At 57.6% G+C, this 25,043-nt stretch carries 24 protein-coding genes and 2 pseudogenes; 10 read left to right on the plus strand and 16 right to left on the minus strand.

Annotated elements, in window-relative coordinates; translation table 11 throughout:
* Positions 1-383 precede the first annotated feature (383 nt).
* The 3 genes from D7Y61_RS09480 to D7Y61_RS09490 all read right to left on the minus strand — a co-directional run bounded on the left by D7Y61_RS09480 (position 384) and on the right by D7Y61_RS09490 (position 3,624).
* Positions 384-1,727 (minus strand): DGQHR domain-containing protein, encoded by a 1,344-nt coding sequence (locus tag D7Y61_RS09480; protein ID WP_164208700.1) that lies wholly within the window; start codon positions 1,725-1,727, stop codon positions 384-386.
* Entirely contained in the window at positions 1,724-2,500 is a 777-nt protein-coding gene (locus D7Y61_RS09485; protein ID WP_164208703.1) for an HNH endonuclease, read from the minus strand. Before D7Y61_RS09485 ends, D7Y61_RS09480 begins: the two co-directional genes overlap by 4 nt.
* A 509-nt stretch (positions 2,501-3,009) precedes the next feature.
* Positions 3,010-3,624, minus strand: coding sequence for a hypothetical protein (locus tag D7Y61_RS09490; protein ID WP_049460429.1), 615 nt, complete (start codon positions 3,622-3,624; stop codon positions 3,010-3,012).
* 118 nt (positions 3,625-3,742) lie between these two features.
* On the opposite strand from D7Y61_RS09490, the gene D7Y61_RS09495 reads away from it, so the two are divergent.
* The 5 genes from D7Y61_RS09495 (at position 3,743) to D7Y61_RS22470 (ending at position 8,566) form a co-directional block, all read left to right on the plus strand.
* Positions 3,743-4,048: a hypothetical protein gene (locus tag D7Y61_RS09495; protein ID WP_204314546.1), complete on the plus strand. Its 306-nt coding sequence runs from the start codon at positions 3,743-3,745 to the stop codon at positions 4,046-4,048.
* 719 nt (positions 4,049-4,767) lie between these two features.
* On the plus strand, positions 4,768-4,950 hold the full coding sequence (locus D7Y61_RS09500) for a hypothetical protein (protein WP_049460428.1): 183 nt from the start codon (positions 4,768-4,770) through the stop codon (positions 4,948-4,950).
* A 234-nt stretch (positions 4,951-5,184) separates the two neighbouring features.
* A complete protein-coding gene (locus D7Y61_RS09505) occupies positions 5,185-5,943 on the plus strand; it encodes a DUF3944 domain-containing protein (protein ID WP_049460427.1) in 759 nt (252 codons plus the stop codon).
* Positions 5,944-6,701: 758 nt separating this feature from the next.
* Entirely contained in the window at positions 6,702-7,238 is a 537-nt protein-coding gene (locus D7Y61_RS09510) for an ImmA/IrrE family metallo-endopeptidase (protein ID WP_049459172.1), read from the plus strand.
* 65 nt (positions 7,239-7,303) lie between these two features.
* The gene (locus D7Y61_RS22470; RefSeq protein WP_219627862.1) at positions 7,304-8,566 is read left to right on the plus strand and encodes a hypothetical protein; all 1,263 of its coding nucleotides are present in this window, start codon (positions 7,304-7,306) and stop codon (positions 8,564-8,566) included.
* 23 nt (positions 8,567-8,589) lie between these two features.
* Here the strand turns inward: D7Y61_RS22470 and D7Y61_RS09520 are convergent, their stop codons facing one another.
* Both D7Y61_RS09520 and D7Y61_RS09525 read right to left on the minus strand, forming a co-directional pair.
* Entirely contained in the window at positions 8,590-9,801 is a 1,212-nt protein-coding gene (locus tag D7Y61_RS09520; RefSeq protein WP_180866035.1) for a hypothetical protein, read from the minus strand.
* A gap of 274 nt (positions 9,802-10,075) precedes the next feature.
* Positions 10,076-10,255, minus strand: coding sequence for a hypothetical protein (locus D7Y61_RS09525; RefSeq protein ID WP_049459169.1), 180 nt, complete (start codon positions 10,253-10,255; stop codon positions 10,076-10,078).
* Positions 10,256-10,520: 265 nt separating this feature from the next.
* Between D7Y61_RS09525 and D7Y61_RS09530 the strand changes: the two genes are divergently transcribed.
* Complete coding sequence (locus D7Y61_RS09530) at positions 10,521-10,928, plus strand: hypothetical protein (protein ID WP_049459168.1); 408 nt, start codon at positions 10,521-10,523, stop codon at positions 10,926-10,928.
* Positions 10,929-11,209: 281 nt separating this feature from the next.
* Here the strand turns inward: D7Y61_RS09530 and D7Y61_RS09535 are convergent, their stop codons facing one another.
* On the minus strand, positions 11,210-11,686 hold the full coding sequence (locus D7Y61_RS09535; RefSeq protein ID WP_049459167.1) for an NIF family HAD-type phosphatase: 477 nt from the start codon (positions 11,684-11,686) through the stop codon (positions 11,210-11,212).
* 284 nt (positions 11,687-11,970) lie between these two features.
* Positions 11,971-12,363, minus strand: a complete 393-nt coding sequence (locus D7Y61_RS09540) for an antitoxin Xre/MbcA/ParS toxin-binding domain-containing protein (RefSeq protein ID WP_080356724.1) — start codon at positions 12,361-12,363, stop codon at positions 11,971-11,973.
* A 192-nt stretch (positions 12,364-12,555) separates the two neighbouring features.
* Between D7Y61_RS09540 and D7Y61_RS09545 the strand changes: the two genes are divergently transcribed.
* Positions 12,556-14,514 (plus strand): hypothetical protein, encoded by a 1,959-nt coding sequence (locus tag D7Y61_RS09545; protein ID WP_049459166.1) that lies wholly within the window; start codon positions 12,556-12,558, stop codon positions 14,512-14,514.
* Positions 14,515-15,220: 706 nt separating this feature from the next.
* Positions 15,221-15,379, plus strand: a pseudogene (locus D7Y61_RS09550) (transposase); the annotation flags it as partial.
* Between the two features lie 38 nt (positions 15,380-15,417).
* Here D7Y61_RS09550 and D7Y61_RS09555 read toward each other — a convergent pair.
* The 3 genes from D7Y61_RS09555 to D7Y61_RS22765 form a co-directional block, all read right to left on the minus strand.
* Complete coding sequence (locus D7Y61_RS09555) at positions 15,418-15,603, minus strand: IS3 family transposase (RefSeq protein ID WP_180866036.1); 186 nt, start codon at positions 15,601-15,603, stop codon at positions 15,418-15,420.
* 9 nt (positions 15,604-15,612) lie between these two features.
* On the minus strand, positions 15,613-15,882 hold the full coding sequence (locus D7Y61_RS09560; protein WP_105609275.1) for a DDE-type integrase/transposase/recombinase: 270 nt from the start codon (positions 15,880-15,882) through the stop codon (positions 15,613-15,615).
* Positions 15,883-16,178: 296 nt separating this feature from the next.
* The gene (locus D7Y61_RS22765) at positions 16,179-16,424 is read right to left on the minus strand and encodes a hypothetical protein (protein ID WP_414489734.1); all 246 of its coding nucleotides are present in this window, start codon (positions 16,422-16,424) and stop codon (positions 16,179-16,181) included.
* Positions 16,425-16,960: 536 nt separating this feature from the next.
* On the opposite strand from D7Y61_RS22765, the gene D7Y61_RS22620 reads away from it, so the two are divergent.
* A complete protein-coding gene (locus tag D7Y61_RS22620) occupies positions 16,961-17,362 on the plus strand; it encodes a hypothetical protein (protein WP_225792026.1) in 402 nt (133 codons plus the stop codon).
* A gap of 45 nt (positions 17,363-17,407) precedes the next feature.
* Here the strand turns inward: D7Y61_RS22620 and D7Y61_RS09575 are convergent, their stop codons facing one another.
* The 5 genes from D7Y61_RS09575 to D7Y61_RS09595 all read right to left on the minus strand — a co-directional run bounded on the left by D7Y61_RS09575 (position 17,408) and on the right by D7Y61_RS09595 (position 23,268).
* Positions 17,408-18,403, minus strand: coding sequence for a hypothetical protein (locus D7Y61_RS09575; RefSeq protein ID WP_151458217.1), 996 nt, complete (start codon positions 18,401-18,403; stop codon positions 17,408-17,410).
* A gap of 472 nt (positions 18,404-18,875) precedes the next feature.
* The gene (locus D7Y61_RS22770) at positions 18,876-19,913 is read right to left on the minus strand and encodes a TniQ family protein (protein ID WP_088611096.1); all 1,038 of its coding nucleotides are present in this window, start codon (positions 19,911-19,913) and stop codon (positions 18,876-18,878) included.
* A gap of 2 nt (positions 19,914-19,915) precedes the next feature.
* On the minus strand, positions 19,916-20,797 hold the full coding sequence (locus tag D7Y61_RS09585; protein WP_049459162.1) for a TniB family NTP-binding protein: 882 nt from the start codon (positions 20,795-20,797) through the stop codon (positions 19,916-19,918).
* Entirely contained in the window at positions 20,797-22,695 is a 1,899-nt protein-coding gene (locus D7Y61_RS09590) for a Mu transposase C-terminal domain-containing protein (RefSeq protein ID WP_088611095.1), read from the minus strand. The genes D7Y61_RS09585 and D7Y61_RS09590 overlap by 1 nt, the downstream gene beginning before the upstream one ends.
* Before the next feature lie 3 nt (positions 22,696-22,698).
* Positions 22,699-23,268, minus strand: a complete 570-nt coding sequence (locus tag D7Y61_RS09595) for a heteromeric transposase endonuclease subunit TnsA (protein ID WP_049460498.1) — start codon at positions 23,266-23,268, stop codon at positions 22,699-22,701.
* A 235-nt stretch (positions 23,269-23,503) separates the two neighbouring features.
* On the opposite strand from D7Y61_RS09595, the pseudogene D7Y61_RS09600 reads away from it, so the two are divergent.
* A pseudogene (locus tag D7Y61_RS09600) lies at positions 23,504-24,163 on the plus strand (ATP-binding protein); the annotation flags it as partial.
* 427 nt (positions 24,164-24,590) lie between these two features.
* Here D7Y61_RS09600 and D7Y61_RS09605 read toward each other — a convergent pair.
* Positions 24,591-24,977, minus strand: a complete 387-nt coding sequence (locus D7Y61_RS09605; RefSeq protein ID WP_180866037.1) for a hypothetical protein — start codon at positions 24,975-24,977, stop codon at positions 24,591-24,593.
* Between the last annotated feature and the right edge of the window lie 66 nt (positions 24,978-25,043).

Below are 25,043 nucleotides of genomic sequence, written 5' to 3' on the forward strand. Positions count from 1 at the left end.
CCGGAACAGTCGCAGCACGCGGCAGGCAAGTCGCCTGGCCGGGCGGACCTTCAGGGCCGAAGCAACGTGATCAACTGGATCGCTCAAAACTACCCCACCCTTTCTCCTGACTATCCTCACTAAGGTCGGTGAACCAGCGGCTGGATAACCTGACAGGAGCGAGGTCCACTTAGGAGCCAGCCATTCTTTATCATCGACTGGCTGAAGGTTCCGATGTTCCGAAACGAACATCGGACCTTTTGGGGTCATGCCAAAGCGATATGCACAGGAACCCAGGGTGCGACTGGTGGATGTACGAGGTACTCCTCTGGAGCACTTGATTCACGCGACCGACGGATTCCCCCCCTCCTTCTGAGCTAGGTCCTGAGAGCGCCAGTTCGTCACTATGATCTAGCACCCGCCCCACGCTTTGCTACTCTGGCCTTTACGCCCGATGCCGATCCAGTAGATTTGCTGGCAGCCTTGCCGCCCCTGGACTTGACAGCCTTCTTCGCCTTTGTCGACTTCACTGCAGAGCCGGCGCCCTTCTTGGCCGCCTTTGCAGCCTTCTTCCTGCCGCCCGTCGACTTTGAAGATGCCGCCTCTTTTACGACCAAGTTTGCGTCAATGAAGGCCACGTTCTCGTACCAGATGCGGTTGAACCGTGCATTGGAGTCAATGACCCCCAGTGCTTCCATGAGAACCTTTCTTCCCAAGCTTGTATCGAGCTCCTTCGCTTTCCACTCCATCGTCCAGAACTGCTCAGGAATACGTCCAATCACCCGCCGCACTTGGTCCTCCAGAACGGCAACGCTGGTGAAATCGACCAAATCGTCAGTGTTGCGCTGCCTGGAGATCATGCTTTCTAGCAAGTAGACAGTGATGACATGGATGCTGACCTTGTGAAGAAGCTTGCTGTCCGGCCGCCAAGCATTCGGACGGAGGTCGCGAATGGCGGTCCAGATGGACAGAAACATCTCCAGTTCATCGCCTTCGATACCGAGCAACGCCCCACGGTTATAGGTCTCCTGAAGCGCAGACTCAATCGCGCTGGGTGGAATGAACCCACTACCATTGGTCGGGTAGTTGAGCATGCGGGAGAAGGGCTCGCTACGATCAATCACCTGAAGGTCGTCGTATTTGCGATCCGAGATCCCAAGTCCCACTCCAGAGCTCGTGATCAAGCGCCCATTGAGTTGCTCCTTATCGAAATGCAGATTCAGTGCCTGGATGTGGTCGCGACTGATTCGGGAAGCCGTATTGTTGATGACTACGAACTGAAATGCCCGCTCAGAGTCATCATCTTCCAAGAAGGCAACGATGTTCAGGTGCATACTGGGCGACACCTCGGCCACACCGTGCACTCGATGCTGGCCGTCAATGATTAGGCCCGGGTGCTTGGATCGCACATTGATGGTCACTGTGCCTAGCTGCCCCAACTTATCGTCACCGAGGCTTTTGAAGGAGACCGAGCTCGGATCAAGGGCGACGATAATCGACGTGGGAATGGTGTTGAGATCGTCTGCCCGAACAAATTTGGATACCTTTCGGACTTTGAGGTCCTTTAGGGGGCGCTGGGCACCGGTGGGTGTCTTCGGCGTCAGCCTCTCAACATCAGCCCACTTGAGGATCTCGCCCGCGGGCGCATGGAAGATTACGAATGGAGGGGCGCCGGATGTACCGCCACGCTGAGAGTACTTCAACGCGCTGTAGGTGAACTTATTGGTGCTCTTCGCTTTGGTTTTCATGCCCGGACCTGCGGTAGAAGTTCGAAGTAGAAATGATGTTCATCTACCGCCAGTTCCGGCTGGTAGCTAACAGGCTGACATAGAAGTATCGCCTCTTTCAGCGTTCGCAGTTTGTTGCCCTTGGAAGCCTGATGCGCAACCTTTGCCAATCCAAGTGACATACGCAACTCATTGTTGATCTTCTCATTAGCGTGTACCAGCGTTGAGAGCACGGGTCCTGTGGTCCAGGAGAAAGCGTGCCCCTTTCTGCGATTGCATGAGTCGCATGCAGGCAGGAGGTTCTCCGGGATAGTTTGTCCGCCGAACGTGTGCGGCCAGATGTGCTCAATTGTTCGGACTGGATGCCCGTTCCTCCCCCCCTTCGACACCTGGCGACCGCACATGTAGCAAATGCTCCGCAACTTGAGCATGACCTCTCTTTGCAACTCTTCACTGGCATTGCGTCGCCCGTTGTTCTCTGCGACGTGCCAGAGCAGTTCTTGGAACCTTCGTTCTCTACTGAGCCCTGGCGGCAGATCGATCAGCATCCCAACACTTTCAGCAAGACTGACGGGTGTGGATCCCTGGGTTCGACTTAGCACCAGCCGGGCATCTCTAACGCATCGCATGAAAAACTCGATGCTGGCTGACATCTTCATGTAGTCCATGAAGTCATCGGAGGAGATCAAGAAGCCGAGTTCAGATGCCAATTCCCGCCCAGCGAACGCATGATGAACTCGCTCATGTAAGAGAAGGAACAGGTCTTCCCCATGTGTCATTGGCTTCCAGAGCATATGCAGTTGCGCCCTTCAGAGCAGATGTGATGGAGCTAGGCCAGCAGACGCCTGTCAGCTTGATCGTACGGACCCCGGCAGAGCCATGACAGCCCACATCTGACACATCCTTGTTTCAGTCTTGGTCGTTCGCACAAATCTAGCCCAATCTCCGGGGCATTCCAACCCGTGGAATGATGAGGGAACTAACAGCCCCCATTTGGCCCAAAAGCTCATGGGGGCAACTGTGCCCGCATCCAGTCGATAGCAAGCTGGAAGTCGCTTATCGTGGGGAAGCATTGCCCGCCAACGACCTCGCCGAACCTGGCCGCCGTCTCTTCGGTAGTTCGAGGGTGTTCACTCCCTGGCTATCGCCGAACCCAATCAGGGCAAGCCAGAGCGACACCAGAGAGTGGGCAGCTAGCGTTGGATCAGATCAACGCAGCCCGCCAAATTTACTACCCTGTCCTCACTAAGCTGATTGGTGTAGGAGGCAGCCTCTTCAATAGCGCGTAAAGCTCTCTAGTGGGTCAGATCGAGCCAAGATCGTGTATGACCGTCTGTCCCTCACGTAGAACGGCTGCCAACACGTGCCCACCTGCAACTTGGCGGCCTGTTGTCTTGTTCAGCCATGCAGCCTGGATGCGACTGGATTGGAGAACTGCATCGGGGGAGAAGCTGTCTTCTCTCCCCTGCAGCGGTTCCCCCGGAGAGGCCAGGCCGCCCTTGAGTTGCAGAACGACTGCGGGTGTCGCACTGCTTTGTTTGGCATAAGCAGTTGCGACAATCCGGCCAGCTCTAGGGGACCAGCCGCCCAGAACCATCTCTGACCCCAAAGCATTCGGCTGAATTCCCGCCTCCAGCGCCGCGCGTTCGTACCCTGGCCATAGTTGGTCAATGACTAGGCCAAGTTCTCTACTTAACTGCTCCATTGTGAAGTCCGCCCTGAAGCTGGCTTGCAGGGAAAGCTCGTAGATCCTCAGGAAGAACTGGGAACTGCCGCGGGCGGCGAGAACCAAGTTATGCTGGGGAATAAGCAACAGCTTCGCACCACACGACTTCCTGCCAGTGTGGGCATCTTCGGCCAGGGTGTCGACGGCCACCAGGAGCTGATCTGGACGCAGAAGAACGTTGAGAATGCTCAAGGCATATGCTCCTTCGGCTTGCGCGAATATCGCGCCGATGGGAACTGATGTCTAGGGGTTCGGTTACGGTCGTCTGCACGTCAACACTTCTGACGATGGCGGGGGCATTGATGAAGTGATGACCGTGGTATCGGGCGGTCCGTTCACTTGGATGTATGTGCTTCCCGACGGCGTGCTGACCCTTCTTACCGTGCTGGAGATCGATCCGGAGGGTCCGGCGGTCCGACTTAGCTACCCTGGCTTGGCCCTGCACGCCGGCTACATGGCCCCCAAGCGCGGCCTGATCGTGGCCTTCGCGCACGGCCCGGAAAGCTTCACCATTCGCTTTGAGGAGTCGGCCGTGCCGCATTCGGAACTCCTCAATACCAACGCCTGGGTCGACTTCAGCGGCGACATGCCGAAGGTGCACGCAAAGGTCGACTGAGTTCATCGAAGTCTACGGAGGGCGCGCCGATCTCAGCGCGCCCACTCCCCGAGCTTAGGAGTGTTCATGAAAGCGTTCACTGTCCAACGTATCGATCACGTAATCCTCAGGGTTTCTGATCTGGAGGCATGCATTGCGTTCTATGAGGGCGTTTGGGGGCACCCTTGACCGTCGCCGTCCTGAATTTGGCATGGTCCATCTGCGGGTAGGCGCATCCACGATTGACCTACTGGATGTCAACGGCCCGCTGGGAGCAAGGGGCGGTGAGGCGCCAGGGATTGGGGGCCGCAACGTGGATCACCTCTGTCTGCGGATCGACCAGTTTGAAGAACTGGTCATTCAGTCCCATGCGCGTTCGTTTGGCCTCTCGGCCGAGCCTGCCCAGCTTCGCTACGGCGCGGAGGGTACGGGCAAATTCTTGTGCTTCTTCGATCCGGATGGAAACCCGGTCGAACTCAAGGGGCCTTCGTGCCCGTCGACGCAGCCCCCCCCTGTCCGGTGAGGGCTTCCACCACTCAGCCACTGGACTGCAAGCAGTGTGTGGGCGAAACAGACACCCCCGAGGTCGGCGGGACGGCTAGAACCATCAAACGTAGGTGCCCCTGAAAGACTGCGAAGCGCCCCCTAAAGAAGCGCACGCAGCGGCCGATAGGTGACATGCGTGCGGGTGACTTGTGCCCGCAATGCTTCCATCAAGGATGAGACATTGGAGCAGGTCTATGGCAGTCAACGTCAAGGTCAGGTACCAGATCAAGATCAAGGGCCAATCGGTTCGCAACGTGGGGCCAACTGGCATCTTTGCACAGGCAAAAACGGAAAGCGCCGTCATGGAGGCCATCCGGAAGCGAGAGTACGCCGCGACCAAGCAGGTCGAGAGCATCGTTATTCTCAGTATTCAGTAGCCGGCTCACTGCGGCACTACCTGTCCACTTCGCAGATCAATTGCACCGCACATCTCTCTTCTGACCATGCACCACCGCTTGCATGGCTAGAGCAGATAACTGTCGCATGCATCCGCTACGGAACTATCGGATGAGTTCGCTCATCCGTTTGAATTCGCGATCGAGAGAGAAGCAAGCCCAGGTACGTCCAGCAGACATCGGCAGTCAGATTTCATAGCAAAGAAAGGGATTTACATGGCTTACCGCAGTGATCCTGACCTGGAATTCCTGGGTCAGTTGGAGTCCGCAGATCTGAATGATCTCGTCTATTGCCTCACGCATGACAAGGATGGATCCCCCCGATTCACGGAGGAGCTGACCATGCATGCGCGATACAAGACGTACAACCCAGATCATCATCAGTACTGGGAGCAGATTGCAGCCGAAATTCAGTGCTTCGGGGCAAACACCTTCGCTACGATGTTCCGGGGTGGCAAGGGCGTTCAGTACAAGGAAGTGCTGATGGATGTATGCGATAAGATGAAGGTGAACTACACGAAAAACTCCAGCGTAGAGAAGATCGAGAGCAATCTTTTGATGAAGATCCTTACTGACGCTCTGGAGAAGATGAGCCCCGAAGAACTGAGAGAACTGGCAGAGTCCACCGGCGTCAAGAACACCAATGGTGTCACGGCTGAAACCATGGTCGGCGTGTTCCAGGCGGTGTTCCGGCTGGGTGGCTTCAGGTCATACCAACTGACCGCGATCATAGTGAACGCCATCCTGAAAGCGCTCATTGGCCGCGGGCTTTCCTTCGCTGGCAACATCGCCCTCACCAGAACGATGGCATTGCTGACTGGACCGATTGGCTGGGTGATCACTGGGATCTGGACTGCAGTCGATGTTGCAGGCGCTGCGTACCGAGTCACTATCCCTTCGGTCATTCAAGTTGCCGCACTTCGCCAGAAGCATCTGTACGAACACCTCGCAGAAGAAGTTAGCTTCAGCAATTGATCTCGAACTTGGGGAGGCTTAGTCACTGGCCTCCCCATTTGGTCGCAAGTGTGGCGAGATGTCCGCAGGATTCGCCCCCCCCTCACCGCCAATGAACTGCGTGATCCACTGTAGGCTTGCATGTAGCAAGTTGAAGCACCAACGGGAATGGGTATCAATCGCGCCAGCTTGTCGATTGCTGCAGTCATGGATCATTTGAGACGAATCCGGCTGTTTCGATGGTCAACCTGAACCGCCATCCATTGCATTCTGGTGCCGTGGAATGATGCCGCCTCACCTAGCCCAATTAGGCCGGCCCAGGATCATTCGTGAAGATGAGTTGGGCAGGTACGATTGAGGGCAACCTAACTCGCTCCTTAGCCCAACTTGCCGGCCAGGGGATGGGCCAATTTGCGCACTTGACCCCTTTTTCACACTTTGGCTACCCAGACGGTGGGGGGAGGGAACTTGCTGAACGGAGCAACTCAAGGCGCCCCCGTCCCAGATAGGGATCAGCCCTGACAAGAGTACGGCTCCATTCCGCCCCCCCCTCCGCTAGGGACACCAAATGCCCTTCACACAGCGTTTTTAGCACTGCTAGCAAATTGGTTCTTGGGAAAGCACCCCCAAGGCGTTGCCATGCCAAGCCCACCCCAACTGCCCCTTCCCGCCCCCCCTGCCCAGCAACTCTGGCCAATCGCAGGCGTTGCGACGCAGGGGTGTTGTACTTGTAAGGCAATACGTGGTGCTACAATTTTCTTTACAGACGGGGGACGATCATGACGGTCACTTGGGACAAGCCGAAAGAACTGGGATGGGCACGTGTCGACGTTTCAGCCCTAGCTGCGGATGTTGCTACGAAGCTTGGCTTCGTCCTGGGCGGCCCCATTGAGCCGATCGTCGAGAGGATGGGTGGCCAGATCGTGTACGGCGAATTGGCCGAAGGCGATTTGGAGTCGGGTTCGATCTCCATCGAGCCTGGCAAGTTCACCATCAACATCCCGTTGAACACCAGTCCTCAGCGCGACAGGTTCACCATTGCCCACGAGCTTGGTCACTTTGTCCTGCACTACCTGCTGCAGAACAACAAGCGCGAAGCGGACAACAAGATCACGCACATGCGTGCGAGGCGCTTCGGCAGTGACAGAACTGAGCACGAAGCCAATTGGTTTGCTGCGTCCTTCCTGATGCCTAGCCAAGCATTCATAGATATCTACAAAGAACTGGATCAGGACATCGCGAAGGTGGCCGAGCGCTTCGGTGTGTCCGAGAGCGCAGCTGGCGTCAGAGCGCGATCGCTTAATCTGATCCCCTGATGGCAACCGAACGACTGGCTCCTGACTCTGTCCGCGAGTCACTTAGGCCGCGCCTGCGACTTTTCATGAGTGCAGACATTGTTGGGTCAACTGCTTTCAAGCAGCGATCCAGCCGTGATTCGGACTCCTGGTTTGGCGTTGTCCGGTCGTTCTACAGCAAGTCTCAAGGGTTCTTCGAGAAGAAGTGGGACGAGGCGTACAAGGCCCACCAGGCCTCACCCAGCATGTTGCCACTGAGCGCTGATCCGCCAGAGCTCTGGAAGACCATTGGCGACGAGGTCCTCTTTACTAAGGAGATCGAGCATCCCCATGAGGCACTGATTTGCATGAGCGCCTGGATGGGCGTTCTCACTGAACTTCGTAGCATGCTCACCAAGTCGAAGTCACTCGACTTGAAGGCGTCTGCGTGGCTTGCGGATTTTCCCATTCGCAATAGGGAGATCTTCCTGCTCGCCCACGGGCACCGCGTTGTTACAGGCGCCCCCGGCCAACTGGCAGAAGCCAGAAAAGCTGAACTGGCCAAGCAAGGGGCCCAAGCTGTCGCTCCGTTCGACCCGGAACCACAGCCAGATGATGCACATCCACAGTTGACCTCAGCAGATGATCGTACTCCCGATCCGGCCGAGACGGACTCGGATTGGGAGAACGCAGAACTGTTCAAACTTTTCCGAGAAGGTCATTCCACGGTCAGTCGTGACTTCATTGGCCAGTCAATTGACACCGGGTTTCGCGTAAGCGCGGAGGCAACTTCTCGCAAGTTGACCCTCTCAGTCGAACTTGCGCACATGCTTAGCAAGGTATGTGTCGACTTGATCGCCGAACCCAGTCATATCCCGACTCTCGACTACAGGAACTTCAACTTCTACTTTGATGGAAGACAGCCTTTCAAGGGAGTGTTGGGCGGCATTCCGTACCCTGTGATCTGGCTCGACACGGAACCACGCCGAGCCATCTATCGTGCTGAAGACGCACTGATGTGTCGGCCGAAGGCCGAGCCGGTGCTTGTACATGGTTTTACCACGGCGCTGATCCGGGAATTTCCGACGCGCTTCTGCACGATGCTGGAGTTCTCAGGGAACAAACCTGCAAAGTACGACCAATTCGAACTCACGATCCATCAGACGATCAAACGGATGGAGAGCGAGTTCCGGGAACGGGATAAGTTCATGGCAGCGCTTGCAGAGTCCAACGATACGATGGATTCAGGCACACGGACCAAGAACACTAACGTGGACCTGCTGCTCGACGAGACGCTTGCTGGCTCCCCGCCACCGCCACCGCCACCGCCACCGCCACTGCCGCCAGCGCCTCCCAGTACCCCAGTGTAGTGGGAGGGCCAGTAGGCTTTCGCTCACAAGCCCCTGGGGGGGCACCACGGCAGGCTGGAAGAGACGGGAGCAACTCCCCTCCATTTGTCGCGCAAGTCCAACATCTCTGGACAGGTCATCGGAGATTCCTGGCGCTGACTGACATCGATGATAAGCCTCTGCGCTGTCGCGCTATCTCCTTGCTTCTTTGGGATGAACACGAACAAAAGCAGGAACGCCAAGCCACCCAACGCCAGCCGCTTCAGTTGCTTGAGCACGTTGTTGAACTTTGGCTCTCCATCCTTGATCCGATTCCACTCTGGCTTGAGAACCAAGTTGCCAAGCAAAGTCGCATCGGAGATGGCCTTCTTGATTTCATCGTATCTCTTCTCTTCACCAACTTCGTCGTACTCACCGAGAAGCTTTTCCACCAGCAATTCCAACTGGTCGACGAGAAGCACAGCGGCATCAGACATGCCGCGGTTCTGACTCGGCTTGTAGCTATCGAAGCTCCTACCTGCGCCGCCAATGCGCGTCTGATCGACCAAATGTTTCCAGACGCCAGCGGGCCTACTGCCCTCCAGCTCCACCTCCTTGAACTCACGCAAGCCTGAGGCCGTCTCGCCGAAGTTCAGGTGAAGGAGAATGGCGCGATGTGCCTTCCGAAGGCTGTGCCAGTGATCTGTCAGGTCCTTCTCGAGCTCAACGACCTGCTCCTCCGTTAGCAGCGGTTGCTTTGGCTTGGATGAGTCCTTGGTGGCACCTGCAGTGGGTGCCTCTGAGCCTCCAGCAGCATCAGTTCCAGCACCCTTCTCATCCTGCGCAGGAGCAGCGTCGACAGAGTCAGAACTCTGAATGCTCGCGGCCGCATCCGAGGTCGCACCCACAGCCCGCTGTGCGGCTGCATCTTCTACAGCGGCAATGTGTGAGCCACCAGGCTCGGCTGCAGTATTGGCGCCCTCGTCCGTAGTCGCCGCGGCAGAAGCTGCTTTAGCTGCTTTAGCTGCTTTAGCTGCTTCGGCCGCCGCCGCCACCGCCGCCGCCCTCACGGTTTCGGCATGCTTGACCCGAATCCTGATACGCCCAGAGATCGTGTAGGCCTCCCCCAGCATTTCCGAGAGCGCCTCGCGAAGGCTATTGATCCAGTCCTTCCGAAAGTCAGAGATCTTGGACTCTTTGTCGGCGATCAGCTTGGTATAGGCGAGCACAGCTGCAATGAGCGCGGCTGCAAAAGCCACGATTTCACGTCCTTCCATGGATCTTCCTCAGAGGTCGTCGGCCTGGCCAGGCACAGGGGGGTAAGCTGACGATATCGGCCGGGCAGCGGGCGAACTTTACAACGTCGCCTTAAATCATTCATCAACTTCCGACTGTTTGCCTTCGGCATACCGCAACGCTGGCTTTGGGTGGCAAGCCACCTGAGGCGGATCCAGTCCGCCTTGATTGGCTCTTCTAGGCTTCAGCTTGGTTGGTATCCACAAAGTCTCAGTTGCCCGTGTTGCACAATGCCGGGCAGGAACTTTGCTGCCCCTACATCAGCGCGCAGATGACCAACGCGCCGGCACCAAGCGTCAACGCCAGGGCGATGGAGACCACGATAGTGACACCGAGCACAATGGTGACTGACAGCTGCTTGCTGAGGATGAAGTTGTTGCCGTTGAAGCAATTCTTGAAGATAGGCTGGAATCGACTTGATTTTTTGTTTGACATGACAGTTTCCTTATTTGATTGTCATGTCTATTTATTCAAGAGAAAAACTGGTGAGCCGATCGGGGCCAAGCGGTCCAGAATTCACATAGAAGGGGCATCAGCCGCCGTCATGAGACCCTCTTCCGATGGCTAAAGAGCGCTAGCTACCGCAGCCAATCGCCCCTGTCGACGGGATCGAAGGAAGTCCTGAGCCCAAGTGGCACATGTTTTGCGGTCACACTGTATGTATGCAACGCTATAGAGCTTCACACAAAGGAAGTGGGTCGTGACCGAAACGATGGTTGGGAAGAGGGAATTTCTGATTGAGTACTCCATGCTGACAGGCGCGTCGGCTCAGGACCTTGTACAGGTCGCGATCATGTATGACCAGAGCCTTCCCGTTGCCCAGACCGCCTTGCGCTCTATGCCCAGTATCGGCTTCATGTCGAACTCAAAGAGGCTTGCTGCGTTCTTCTCAGTGTGTCGTCACCTTGAGAACCTGGTCCTCAGAGGGCATTGCGATGCTACACAGGCGATCTTCAGCCTCGCTCTCCTGCGAAAGAGCTCGTCGGATTTCAGGAAGTGCATTGATCTGTTCGACTCCATGGCACCAAGGATCGGTCTCGTCGAGAGATCGTCCATGTCTCGGATTGCTCGAGACTACTTGGCTAGTGTGGAGCGGGACCTGACCTGATGCTCAGGCGCGACGCGCTGGGGATCAATGCTTCAGATGGGTACTGGTACCTTCTGGTGAACTAATGAATTGCGCGGCCCGACCAAGCTGCCAAGACGATTGCGGCTGATGCGATCTCAGACCTCAACAACGAAGCTGGGATAGAGGCTCGGATTCTCCCAGCGACGACAACGCCTGGTCGACTACGCTTAAGGTTGGGAAGAACCACGCCTAACGGATTGCGAGCAACCGCAGCCGCGTCCGACTACACTCGCGATGCAGATCGGAGATGACCAGCAGCCTCACGACTGCGCATCCTCATGCCGGCCGGTCGGAAAAGACTCTAAAGCCAGGCTCACCATTCTCTCCTCTAGGCGTCGCTTCGCAACCAGAAGACCTTCGTCCTCAGCCAGATAGGGAGAGTCAAACAATGGCACTTCGACCCACAGTGGCTCCTGGCCTGGATGAACATAGGCCGCGTGGTCATCAAACAGCAGGGCCTCTCCCAGAGTTGGCGACACGTAGGTCAGATCCTTAGTTCGACCGCTCCAGGTCGTGTAAGCAACTTGGGCGAACCAATCCGGCACTTTGCCTTCCGAGACCAGTAACGCGGCAATCCGACGGAAACGCACTTCGTCCACTGTCGTAAACATGACAAGCTCATCGAACTGTCCCTGCGCGTACTCGAGGAACTCGTACAGTCCCGACCGCGGGATCTGACTGACAGCATTGGAGATCAGGGTGCCCTCTAGGTCGAGAGCCAGAATAGTTGGGCGCATGTGGTATTCCTCGATTTGGGCGTATCCACCCTACCCGTGGCCAGTCGCCCAGACTGAGACTAATTGTCTGGTCGGTCTTCCGAATGATGTTCCACCCGCCAACCTCTGTCCACGTCGTGAGCCTACTGGTACGCCCCTCCCAAAGCGTCCAGATACACTCAGTGAGTGCATTGCCGACTCAGCGGCTCCGCGTGAAGAGGTGACTTCGATGTCAGCGGCTTCTATCGCAAGCGTCTTACCCGTCTGCTCTCAGAGCATTTCAATCTGATCCGGCCCTGCAGGAGCTAGGCGTCTAGCGGTGCTCCAGCTTCCAGATACCCACGGACCGCGGCCAGGTCCTCGACACTTCCACTGCACATGAGTGTCAGAGCTGGGGCACCGTTGAACAAACTTGCCTTATTGGGTCGACGGATCCAGCCATCAGCCTGTGTCCGGTTTGGAAAGATTGTGTGTAGCGCTCGATAGATGCCCAGAACGTAGCTAATCCTTTCGAGAGTCTCCTGCTGGAGTCCCTCGACAACCCCTGTCTGTGCCAATGCAAGAACAACATCTTCGGGCTGGCCAAGAACTTCACACTGCTCAACTATGCTCAGGGACCAGGCGTTGGCGATCTGGCTGAATGATCGCAGGGCCGGCCCAGCAAGGGCAGGATCGATGCCTACAAGACGCATGCTCATTCGCTCAGCCTGTCAAGTCACTGCGCACATGCTACCGCCAATTGGTTCCATCATTTGTCCACATTGAAAGGACGACGGGCCCCGATCGCTGGCTCTCATGAACGAGCGGCCGTCCTGGCCGTGAAGAATGAAAACTCAATTAACGAGACTGCGTGCCGCTAATGATGGAGAGGCACCCCGTGCACTGGCCGCATGACTGATCTAACCGACTTCCCCGATGACACCCGCGTGTACTTCATCCGTTACATCGACGGTTACACCCAGCCACACAAGGGAACGGAGTCCACGTCTGTCAGGTGCTATTTGGCGCCCATTCCACGTGGGTGGGGGTCAGATCCGTCCAAACTTGATGATCGTCAGATCGCGCGTCTGTTCTCCGACAAGAATTCTGAGGGTTTCATCAGCACCATCTTCGCGGGGTCACTAGCAACCTACGTTGCAGGGCAATGCTTCATCCGCGGAGAGGATGGCAGGGGCGTCTATACCGGAATGCTGATTCCGAAGCAGCGAAAGCTGGGCAATGCCTTGGCCTTCGGCGAGGAGTCCAGGCTGTACAAGGAGTACGAGGAAGACCAGGAGAGCGGGCTACTCCCGTCCACCAAAGTTGGAGAGCGCTCCACGGGCGAGACCGTTGTCGCACTTCCCCAGTCCCAGTTGCACCTTCAGGAAGCACTGAGTTACTGCTCCAGAATCCTGGTGGCTAGGGACACGAGGAGCCGTGACGAGCGAAATCAGGTTGAGTACATCATCCCCAGGACCGTGATCTTCCGGGCGTTCTACGCGTTCAATTCCACCATTGCAGACATCTTCACCGCGGGGCCGTGGAGTACCGTCAGGTCCAAGGCCATTTCCGAGCAGGAGTTCGCCGGACACGTTACCGGCATCGATGAGCAGAGCGGCTGCTGGAAGATCGTGCTTGCGTTGGGTATGACGTTGGATGATGGCCCAATGATGGCCCTCTTCCGGTTTGATCACTATGCCGAGGCCCGGGCCAAGCGCATTCACGAGCCCATTCTGAGAGCCCAGTTGGACGCTGCCCTTTGGGGCGCCGAGGATTCGCATTGGTACTCCAATGCCGAGATCCCGTTGAACCCACTCTTGGGACCATACCAAGGCACCGTATCTGGCTACTTCTTGAACCGTCGCAAGGACGGCGGATTCGCCGGCAGGACTTTCCTGGTGACAGCGATTCACCAGATGTCCTTCTCGAAGCGACTACCGCCAATCGCTACGATCCTGGTCAATGATGCCACCGAGGGTGAAAAGGTGATTCATACGGGAGGACCTAGGCCACACAACAATGGCAGTAGACCTCGATCGCCTCGTCCTAATGGCAAGCCGACGGTAGACACGCATGAGGCAACCGAGCGGAAGCCAGGGTTTGATATGCCCTCCATCTCCTTCGCTTTCTATCCGAAGCCAAAGATCATCCGGCTCAAAAAGGATCAGAGCTTCAAGTACAGTTCCAAGCGAAAGAAGGACCGTCAGGAGCCCACCACAGAGATTTCTGGCGGCCGAAAAGCCGGCAAGCAAGAGGATCTCAGCCACGCCCACAGCGCCCATGAGAAACGCGAGGCATCTGAATTGCTGACTGAACTGATGGCGATTCTGAAGGTACTCAAGATGAAGGGGACCATTGCAGAGTACCGGGTCGTCGTCCCCGTTGACTCCGAGCAACGCGTCCAAGTTGGCGCCTACCCTTGTTGGAACTTTCTGGGCGAGGACGAACGCAAGGCAGTCCGCATTGGAAAAGCTGATTGGGGGACGCGATCTTGGATGTACCTTCAGAAGGCAGATTCACACTACAGAGCCCTCGCTCGCACAGCATTTGTAATCAGACTGTTGCTGCCCAATGGCCTTGCGGGCCTATGGATTGAGGTCGAGAGAAGAAGCAAGAGAGACAAGAGTAATGAGTCCATTGCGTCGGCGTTTGTCGTTTCAGACGATCTCGCTATCCGAGCAGAGACGCAGGCTGCACTCAGCATCATCCGATCGGTTCAGGGTGTCTCGCTAGGCAAGGCATTTGAGAGGAAAGGACGCGTCTGCTACACCCACCCTCACTACATGGAGAAGCCAGGTAGCGAAAAGTGGAGCTTGGCGCCATTGGAGGCGTTCCTGAAATCGATAGGCAACGGTCAGCCCCAACCATAGCCTGGTCGCACCATGCACCAAAGTCACCCTTTCCGCCACGGCGCCTCACCATCGTTCACGACCATTGCCACCGAATGCTTCCAATGGGAGTATGGCTAGTCTGAGCAACCAGGTCAGCCACCAACGACCGACCGTCCGACATCCAGGAGAAGGCACTTGCAAGGGAGGGACTTGAGAGATCTGCTTGACGCACATCCGAATGCCAAGCACCACCTAAGTGACGCAAATGACTACCTGGTCAGCTATCGCTTTGATACTGGAAATGAAGTCGCCTTCGATCCACGGACAGTCAAAAAGTGCTCTGTCTTCTTGGCGAAGATGCCGCCGGCTGGACTCTATCACCCCGACGACCTTGTGATCTATGAAGACGACGATGAGCCATCCACGGCTCTGCGTCGAGTCTCCATCCAGCTTGCATCCACCCGCCCCTTGTATCGCGTTAGCTTGACGCACGTTCATCTGGCCAAGCAACTCTTGGATTGGGCCAGATCGGCCTAGCGCGCCTACGGACGAGCATGGCGATAATTGCAAATGCTGATTGGAAGAGAGAATGGCACTGAGCTGGGTACGGTCATTGGTCGCCAATCAAGTGCAGGAATCGTTGTATCTGGAACTCAAGAGAGGCGATGCCCTCTCGCCGACGTCCCCCCAGTTTTGAGTAGCGCGGCGATTTGGAGTTCAATCACCAACGAGACGGAGATTGGACGTGAAGAAGCGCTTTTCCGAAGAGCAGATCATCAGCTTTCTGCTTGAGGCCGAAGCCGGCGTGGCGGTGAAGGACCTGTGCCGGCGGCACGGTTTCAGCGAGGCCTCCTACTACCTGTGGCGCAGCAAGTTCAGCGGCATGAGCGTGCCGGAGGCCAAGTGAACTGGCCCCCTGAAAACGTACGCCATAAAGCCGTTTCAGGCGGCAGCCTCGAACTGCCGGGCGTAGTCGTTGGGGGATAGGTAGCCCAAGGCTGAGTGTAGTCTGGCTGAATTGTAGAATCCGAGAATGTAGGCGTTGATTGCCGAGCTGGCGTCTTCCCGCGTGGTGTAGGTGTGGCTGGCTTCCTCGGTTTTGAGCGTGGCGAAGAAGCTCTCGACCACCCCGTTGTCCTAGCAGTTGCACGGCCTGCTCAGGCTTTGCACAACGTCCAACCGCTGCAGCAGCAGTTGGTACTGCGCGCCGATGTATTGCCCACCGCGGTCAGAGTGGAAGATCAGGCCAAGCTTTTGCGGGTGTGCAGCCCAGGCATTGTTGAACGCCTTTACGACCAGCTCTTCCGTCACCCGGGACGAAACGCTGTAACCGAGCACCTTGCGGGTCTGCATGCTGATGACCACGGCCGGGTAGAGCCAGCCCTGCCGCGTTGGGACATATGTGATGCCACCGGCCCATGCGGCAAGTCATGATCCGACGGTGAAGCGGCGATCCAGCAAATTGCCCGGCAACAAGCTCGGCACGGGGGCTGGTCGCAGCTTGAAACCGCCTTTGACCTTGCCACGAATCCGTTCCTCGGCCATTAGCCGGCTCACCCGCTTGGGGCCGATGCGGTGTTTGCGGGCCCGCAGCTCCCGCACCAGCCAGCCGCCGTCCGTACGTACAGCGGCTGGCTGCGTGAATGCTGCGCAGGGGTGCCTCGGCATGCAGGCCGCCCCGTGGATCCCTGCGCCGCAGGTAATCATGGAAGCCGGAAACCAACACCCCCAGCACCCGGCACAGCAGGCCAAGTGGGTAGCGAGTCCTGTGGCAGGCGGCAAAGGCGTATCTCACTTGAACTCTCTGGCAAAGAACGTCGCCCTTTTTTTAGGATTTCCCGCTCCATCCGCAAGGTGGCATTTTCCGCCCGCAGACGACTGAGCTCGCTCTCCAGATCGGTGGCCTGACGACGGGTCTGCGAACTCAACGAGCGACCCTCGCGAACCACCTCGATCCAGTTGGTCAACGTTTTGCACGAAATCTCAAGTTGCCGGGCGGCCGCTGCCGGCCCCAGCTACTCGGCCAGGCTCACGGCCTGATGCTTGAACTCATCCGTATAGCTACGGCGACTAATAGGGGACATATGAACCTCCAGGTGCGATCAAGTATCGCTTGTTGGCGTACGTCCCTAGGGGCCAGTTCACTCTCAGGAGAGCATGAAATCAAGGCATCGGCATTGTGATCGGTGTTTGGCGACCAGCAGGCGGTGATCGTTCGCGACGGAGGAGGGTTCCGGCACGCTCATGGTTCGAGATCAGAGGCCTATCACTTTCAAGCACGAGTCCGTGAGCAATGTAACAGCGCTCGAACGCGGCCGGCAGACCTTGCCTTCGACGAGTTCCATGCCGTGGCATCCCGCCTCGCCAGTCGTAGTCATGACCCAGCAGACTTCACGCATGACCCTCGATTCAGGGACGCCTCTGGGTAACTCTACTTAGACGTATTCAGATACTTCGCCAAGTTGATGTGCTGCCATCTCGCGAGATGGGCGCGCCGTTCCAGGATGAACTTGGGGACTTCACAATCGGTCTTAATGATCGCAACATCGTGGAACTGAGAATTGACCTGGATAAGGCATACAAACGCCTGCAGAACGAGCTTTCAGCGATACCTTATGCTGCACATGGCGGCCTGATTGTCACTGGAGACAAGGATACCCCAGCCCCTACGTCATTCTATTCGACGCTTACGGTTGGGCCGGTACGGTACTGCTTCCGCGTCAGCTACAGCGAACAAGGTCAGGCGAACCTCATGCATGATCATCCGGAGTTCTATGACTGGTGCACCCGCAAGATCGCTGACCTCATCGCCAATCCATTGAGTTCAGATGCCCGGCAGTTGCTCGGCCTACCTCCCCATCCGGACGACCTGCCTCCAGAAGCATGAGCCGGCCTATCCAGGCTGGCTCTCGTATCCTTCCAGAAAGCAACTCTAGAACGCTCGCCTCGACCACTCGGCAACAACAGCCCTCAGCTCCATTTTCACCTCGACGATTCCGTCCCTGGTGATCAAGTCTCCTACATCCGTCACCCCAGTCACTTGGCGGCGTAGGGTGCTTAACTCAAACCCGTAAGCGAGGGCGATGGTCGCAGCCAGGTCCTCATCCGAGGCAGTGTCTGGAACGCGTACCCGCGGCAGTAGGTCCATCAGTGTCTGCGCATCCCGCCTGAGGTTTGCCTTCTTGGCGACCTTTGGGGGCATTGTCACAGACCATCCATACCGCGCCCGAACGAATCCGACCCAGACGCTCAGGTTGGCGCGTGAACCAGGTGCCGAATCCAAGTACCTCACTAGATGCTCCTGCGCAAAGGGGCCGCCAAGATCGGCCGCCTCACAGAACGCCTGTGCCGTCCTCAGGTACTGGGCTTGGGTCCTAGTCGGCTTACCCGCCAGCCATGTCCTGTAGTCAGTCAGATACCTGGCCCACGGTTTGGATGCACTCTCCTCCAGACCACGTTCGATCAGCGCGATGTCACGAGTTCGGGCACGAGCATTCTCGTCAATCTGGAACCCGTAGCGCTCACAGATGAAGCGGGTGACGTTCAGGTTGGCCCTCAGTTGCTTGGAATCGAATAGACGGAGCAGATCAGCCGCCACTATCGGCTGATGGGTGCCGGCATCCAAGTCGATGGCACGAAAGAACGGTGCAGCTTGGACAGCTTTCCTGGGAAGTCCGCCAGTAGCAACGTTCCTCGCGAGCAGCCATTCGCCAAATGCGGTGTACAGGGAAGCGACCCACTCGCGCTCAATGGTTGCCGCGCTCAGCGCAACCTCTCGCCTGAGGCGTGCGGCGATCGAGCATGAATCACAGCGGGCCGCTCCGGTGCCCTTAACCGTTGAACCACAGTCTGGACACATGTGCTCGGCTGGCTGGTCGCCGCCACATCCGATACACAGTGGCCTCCCCTCTTCAGTGACCGAGACCACCTTCCTGTACCTCCGGCATCGACCGCAGGTGGCATGCGTGTGCTTGTTCAAACATGATGGGCAAGCCTTTAGGTTGTCCGGCAGGTGTGCAGCACCTGCCAGACGCTGACTTGGCCGCTTGCAGATGGGGCATTCAATCTCGGGAGTGGTGTACGGGAAGCACGATGGGCACACGAAATGCTCATAGGTGATGGGTGATCCACCGTCGGGGCCAGGTGTGGTATCCCGGATGATGCGTGCTTCGCGCGCGGGCCTGTCACACCTGATACAGCGTCTCTGGTTACGAAGACAAGAATCACAGGATGGAGCATGTGGCTCCGACGCGTGATGCACCACTGTCCCGCTGCATGTTGGGCAACTGCAACTCACGAAATGACTGCTATAGCATGTCCCGCAGTACTCGCTACCCTTGTACAGCTTATGGGCATATATCATCGGCGCGTAACAGCCGTCGCAGGTTCGACGCCCCTGTTTATCTGTACTCATTGCTTCTTCCAATCATTTTGAACAACACATCTGCTCTCATCTCGCGCCATCCACTGACGCGCTTTCGCTGAGCCTCACCTGCGGACCTCAACTCGGCTCGATTTGATTTCGGCCCGCGATTGACGCGACCCGCGGAAAGCTGCTCCGCTAACAGCTTTATCCAGGGGGGCATCTGTTGGCGAAAGCACCTCTGGGTCACCTCCATGGACTCACCCATCGCTACCAAGCCAGCGGGTCCAAGACCCAGCAGGTGCGAGAGCAATTCCATGTCCGCGTGGCGATCCGGTACCCTGCGCAGTTCGATCCTCAGCCCCCGCTCTGGCCCCATCCCCAATGTCCTGCAGACCGGCTTGAGTGCTTGGAGAAGTACATCGCTCCCCCAAAGCACCTCAGCCCCGGAACAGCAATGACCGTTGAACTCAATTTCGCTGCTGGGATACATCAAGCATCTGAAGAGGAATGACTGGAGCGGCAAAGCGCGCATTGCTGCCGTGACGCAAGTGGTTAGGAATCGATTGCAGTGCCAACATCTACGAAGATCAAATCCATGTCGATGGGGTTGAACCACCGCCCCGCAATAGGGGCATGCATCCTGCAGAACCCTTTGGTGCAACGGGCAAACCGTCCAGAATGACAGTCGCCACTGGCGTAGATACGCTCCATTTTCCTCCAAGCACTCCGGGCAGAAAGCTAGACCGTGTCTAAGGCGAGTCCGGTGATACACGCCCATGCTGTTGATCCAGTGGTAGACCCCTTGTGGCGGATCGCAAGTGCGCCTTGTCACTGCATTCCATTCGCCAAGGGTGAGTCCATAAAGCATCTGTAGAGATCTTCCTGACGGATACGTCAGGCGTTCTAAAAGTGCATCGGAGGCGCAGACATCAACATCCCTGGTCCAGACCTGAAAGCCAGGCGCATGGAGCGCCATGAGCTTGTGAGACGAAATTCCGTAGGCGATTGCGATTCGAGCCAAGTAACTGGAAAGCAGTTCGTCGGGCACGTGGGGCGGCCAGACGATGCGCATGATCAGATCTCGGCTAGTGCGCTAGCGTGAGAAGCGCTCTCTTGGGCGGCCCTGATAATCTCGATGGTGATCCTCTCTTCGCCGGACCTGATCGCCATGGCTGCTGCGCTACGAAGCAGGGTCACGGTCCCACCAATGGCCTCCCCGCCTGCCGAATGTAAAACCGGCGCCAGCGCCTCTCCCGCCAACCCAGAGGGCTTGGCCAAGGGGAGCAGGCGCTCATAGGTGTTGAGGAAGTTCAGATACGGCAAATCCATGGTCCACTTGGGCATGGACAAGGCACTGAATCGCGATCGCATTTGGGGATCGAAGGCCAAAGCATGAACTGCCGCCTCGGTGCCGGCAGCAACGATACTTAGATTCAGCTCATTGCTGAGCTTACGGATGCCAGCCAGAACATCCGACGTCCCCTTCCTGGCAAGAGCAACGTCATTGAACTCGTCGATTGCGAGCACGCGAACCTTCAGTACGCGAAGGACAGATACCACCATGGTGTACTTGGCGCTGGCCGGGTCACCTCTGCGGTGAGTAGTCGCGCAGCGAGTGAGCACTTCTGACCAGAGTTGGGACAGGTCCGGCTGAGCGGGCATGTTGATCCGGAGCACCGGGAGGCTAGTGCCCCCGTCGCCCAACTGTACGGCTGGATGGCGCAACTGGAACTGCCGGAGCAGTGCCGTCTTGCCGTTGTCGCCTCGAGCCACAATCAGCCTGCACGGTGGCCGCTGTGTGGAGGGGTACACGATGAGTTGGTCCAACTCATCCAGCACAGCCATTGCCTTCGGGTAACCAATCCAACGATCTTTACGTGCAACTGCGATGCGTTCCTCGTTGGATGCGCCCATGTAAGCAGCGACCTGATCATGCAGATGGGGATAGCTACTCATCAGTTGATCTCTCCAATTTCAAGGACTTCGAGCGGCTGCGAGAAGATGTTGCGGTCAGGGGCCTTCGCTGCTGACTGGTGCGGCGGCGGCGTGGCTTGCGAGCTTTGCGCGGACTGGGATGCAATCGAACTGGGCTTTGCCTTGGGAGCTTTCGCCGCTTGGCGGCGAGCAGCCTTGGATTTGGCTTTGGACTCTTCGACCAACTTTCGATTGCTCTCAATGCTCTGGAAGATGCGTTCCTCGTCTACAGCATCCTTACCTTCAGCCTTGATTCGCTTCTTTGCTTCACGTAGTTCGCCGGCAGAGATCGCCGGGTGAGCCATGTTTCGATAGGGAACAGCAATGTATCTTTCGGAATTTGGATCCAAGAAATAGATCTCGCTGATGTTTCGAGGATCTCTTGCGAAGATGAACTTGCGTTTCAGCTTCGGGTTGTCCTCATCCGTCGCCCCAATGTGGCGATCAAGAATCGGGTCATAGTAGAAGACATTCTCAATCCGCACGCCGTACCGCTGCACCGTGACTTGGAAGTAGGGAAGGAAATCCATACGAACCCGGTCTGGATCCGCCGGCAGCATTCGACCCACACCAGGCTTCTCATCGCCCAGGATCGCGTCCTCCCAAACCTTGATGGGGGCTGCGTCGAGCTGACTGTGCACGCATTGGTGATAGTTGTTGACGATAAAGTTCACCAAGTAGTGCTCCACTTCCCTCAGGGTCAAGCTCGCCTCCTTCTCAGAGTCATAGTTGCCCTTCTCCTGGATGTTGGAGAATGTTGCACCCGGCACTTTCTTCATTTCAGTGGCAACTACCCCCATATAGCGCTCAATGTGACCGCCATAGTTTGGCTTCTTGACCGGCCGCCACTGCATGATGATCTCGTTGGCCTCGCAGCCCCTGTTCACCGCCTTACACTTGAACTCCCTAGCGTTGTCAGCATGCAGGGTTCCGATCTGACCCCACACGGGCCAGTCTCCCTCTACACCTAGTTCGCGTAGATACTCGTTCTTCGTGTTCATCGCATGCGATATACACATCGCGACTGACGTTGCAGAGGGTGCGTCCAGGGTGACGTACAGACCAACAACGGCTCGACTGAATACGTCAATGGCCAAAGTGAGGTATGGACGGCCGATGGGTTTGCGGTGCTCCTCGTCGACGACCATCACGTCCAACGGCGTGTGGTCGATCTGGACCACTGCCAGAGGAAAGTCAGCACCAGGGAAGGAACCTCGGATGGGCTCGTACTTGTCACGCGCCTTGTCCTTCTGGCCACGGCGACGGAGTGCTGTAGCTGGCCGGATATCGGCAATGCGATTCCGAACAGTGTTGGGATGCGGCGGATCAATCTTGGCCACGCGGCAGCGGCGCATCACCTCATCCACGACCGACTTCGGGCTCGGCTTCTGCTTCTGGAGGTAGAAGTCCTCGATAACCGAGGCGATCACTAACTCCTGGTCCGCCTGCAGAAAGCGTGTACCCCTATTCCGTCCGCGTCGAGTTGGGACCAAGGCCGCTACGTGCTGATGGTCGTGATAGAGCGCCAGCCACTTGTAAAGCGTGGACGTGTTGACGCCGGCACTCAACGCCGCTGCGGCAACTGATGACCTGCTGCGGCGAGGATTGTCCAGCAAGGGCTTGATAGCTTCAAAGCGCCGTTGTGCCACTGCCCATAGATCATCCGAGAAGTGGTGAACGGAGAAGTTAGGTGTCTCATCCCCGTCTTCCACTTCCAGAACTCGGGACATAGTCTCGATTCGAAGCCTGGCAACCTTGTCGGTCTCGACGTCTTCGGCCAAGACACTGTTGATGTCCAGGGACCGGGTGATCCGGTACCGGCGCTGGCCAACCATGACCTCTACGCCAGGTGAGATATTGATGAAGTTTGAGGAGACCATGTCTTACTCCACCAACCGAATCGGCATCCGCATGCTGAGCGGTTTGGTCAAATCGATATCGAACTCGCCCGCGGCTACCATCTGCCAAAGCGCGGGAATCGCTTGCGCTTGTTCTTCCTTCGGCCAATAGGCGGCTGCGAGCAGGCCTTGGGGTGTTGTGGGCCCCACTGCGGTGGCGGTGTACCTCAACTGCGCTTGCCGAAGTAGAAGGGGTGCCAGATCCCGATAGCGCCTCAGGAACTTCACGTTTGCCAGGTAGGGCGTGCGGATATGCCGCTCAGTGACGATCTTGAACTGCCAGTCCCGCAGGCGACAGTGGGCCACCGCCGCCTTGAAGCCGGGGCGCAGAGACACCCAATCAGCCCGCAGCTTCTCGATCGGTTTGACCTCAAATACGACCGTTGGCAGGACATCTCGATCGTACTCGGCCATCACGTCGGGGGTGTAGCGACGCACTGAAGCCTCATGAATGAACGTAAGGGAGAAAGGCTGCTCCTTTACGGACATCACTGTCCGATCAAAGTCCAGGATGAGAAGCAGGTCCCGCTCCAGTGAGGACTCGAAGCCTGCCATCCCGCCACCTTCCAAATTGACCTTCCCGGTGAGGGCCCGGTGGCTATTTTTCAATTTTCGAACGGGGGAATGGGTACGCAGTCTGCTCATTTGATGTGCCCTGCAATGCAGTCTCGTTATTTAATGTGTGTAGTCGCGCTCTCTGGTGTTGAGCATAGACGAGGAACGCCTGATTCTAGGGCGCTAACCGGCCCTTTTTCGCGAGACGTGTCTATGATTTAGCTAGAAGTGACAAGGCAACCCGCCCTGCCCCGGTGAAATATCACTGGCCCATCATGGCGTCCTCTTCCTCGATGAGCTTCCAGAGTGGAACCGCAGCGCCTTGGAGACCCTGCGCGAGCCCCTGGAATCCGGCCACATCCGTATCTCCCGCGCAGCACGCAGTGTGCAGTATCCCGCGCGCTTCCAACTGGTGGCGGCGATGAATCCGTGCCCCTGTGGCTGGGCCGGAGACCGCAGCAACCGTTGCCTGTGCAGCGATGAACGGATCAACCGCTACCGCGCGCGGGTGTCCGGTCCGTTGCTGGACCGCATCGACCTGCATATCGGCGTGACGCGCATGGATGCGGTGGAGCTGCGCGAGAGCACACCGCTGGGTGAACCCAGTGCATCGGTGCGTGAGCGGGTGGAAGCCGCGCACGCCCGGCAGCAGGCACGTGGTGGGTTGAATGCCCATCTTCCGCCGGCGGCGTTGCGGGCCTGCACGAAACTGAGCGAGGGCGATCAGGACATGTTGGAGCAGGCCATCGAGCGCCTGCAACTGTCTGCACGGGCCATGCACCGCATTCTGCGGGTGGCACGCACGATTGCGGATCTGGCCGGCTGCGAAGTGATCCAGACGGCGCATCTGGCTGAAGCGATCGGGTACCGGCAGCTGGACCGGGGAAAGCCTTAGAAGCACCGGTTGGAGAGGGCGTTGGTAGAGTCGACTGTTAGTCGACTCGCGCGCGAAGCGCGGATTTCTGCGGAGCAGATGAGTAGAGCAGTCGACTAACAGTCGACTCTACCAAGAGCAGGTCATGGCATCGGATAGGTCAATGCCAAAGCAGGTCATGGCAGCGGATGGGTCAATGCCAGAGCAGGTCATGGCAGCGGATGGGTCAATGCCAGAGCAGGTCATGGCAGCGGATGGGTCAATGCCAGAGCAGGTCATGGCAGCGGATGGGTCAATGCCAGAGCAGGTCATGGCAGCGGATGGGTCAATGCCAGAGCAGGTCATGGCAGCGGATGGGTCAATGCCAGAGCAGGTCATGGCAGCGGATGGTGCGAGGGTGCCAGGGCGGTTCATGGCAATCCGGCAACGCCGGGGTCATCCCCTCGCATCACGCCGTTGTACCCATTCGCCCACGCTTGGCGAGCAACGCCACCCGACGGCTGACCAGCGCGTGGAGCTCCGCCAGCTCCGACGCGCGGTCAGCCGTCATGTTCCCGCCAAACAACACCCGCGACAACGCCGCCTCGTCGCTGTCGTCCGGGTGCTGCCACCGGTCCCGGTACACCTTCTGGCACACCAGCCAGGCCAGCCGCAGCCCCCCACCGGGCAACGGACGGACCACGCGCTCGTACACGTGCCAGAACTGGTACTCGGCCTGCAGGTCGATCACAGGCGCCACGGACAGCGCCTGCCGGGGCCGTCCATGACTCCGTATGCCGAACAGCGGGGGTAGCGGGTTGTGCTGTGCCATGCCAACAGCATGACCCAGCAACATTGTGGGAACCTTGCGTCGCCGCCTGAAAATCCCTGTTGATTGCGCAAGGCGGGTTTGGGAGTCAGA

Origin of the sequence: Stenotrophomonas maltophilia (assembly GCF_013464485.1) — a bacterium.
Classification (GTDB): domain Bacteria; phylum Pseudomonadota; class Gammaproteobacteria; order Xanthomonadales; family Xanthomonadaceae; genus Stenotrophomonas; species Stenotrophomonas maltophilia_AW.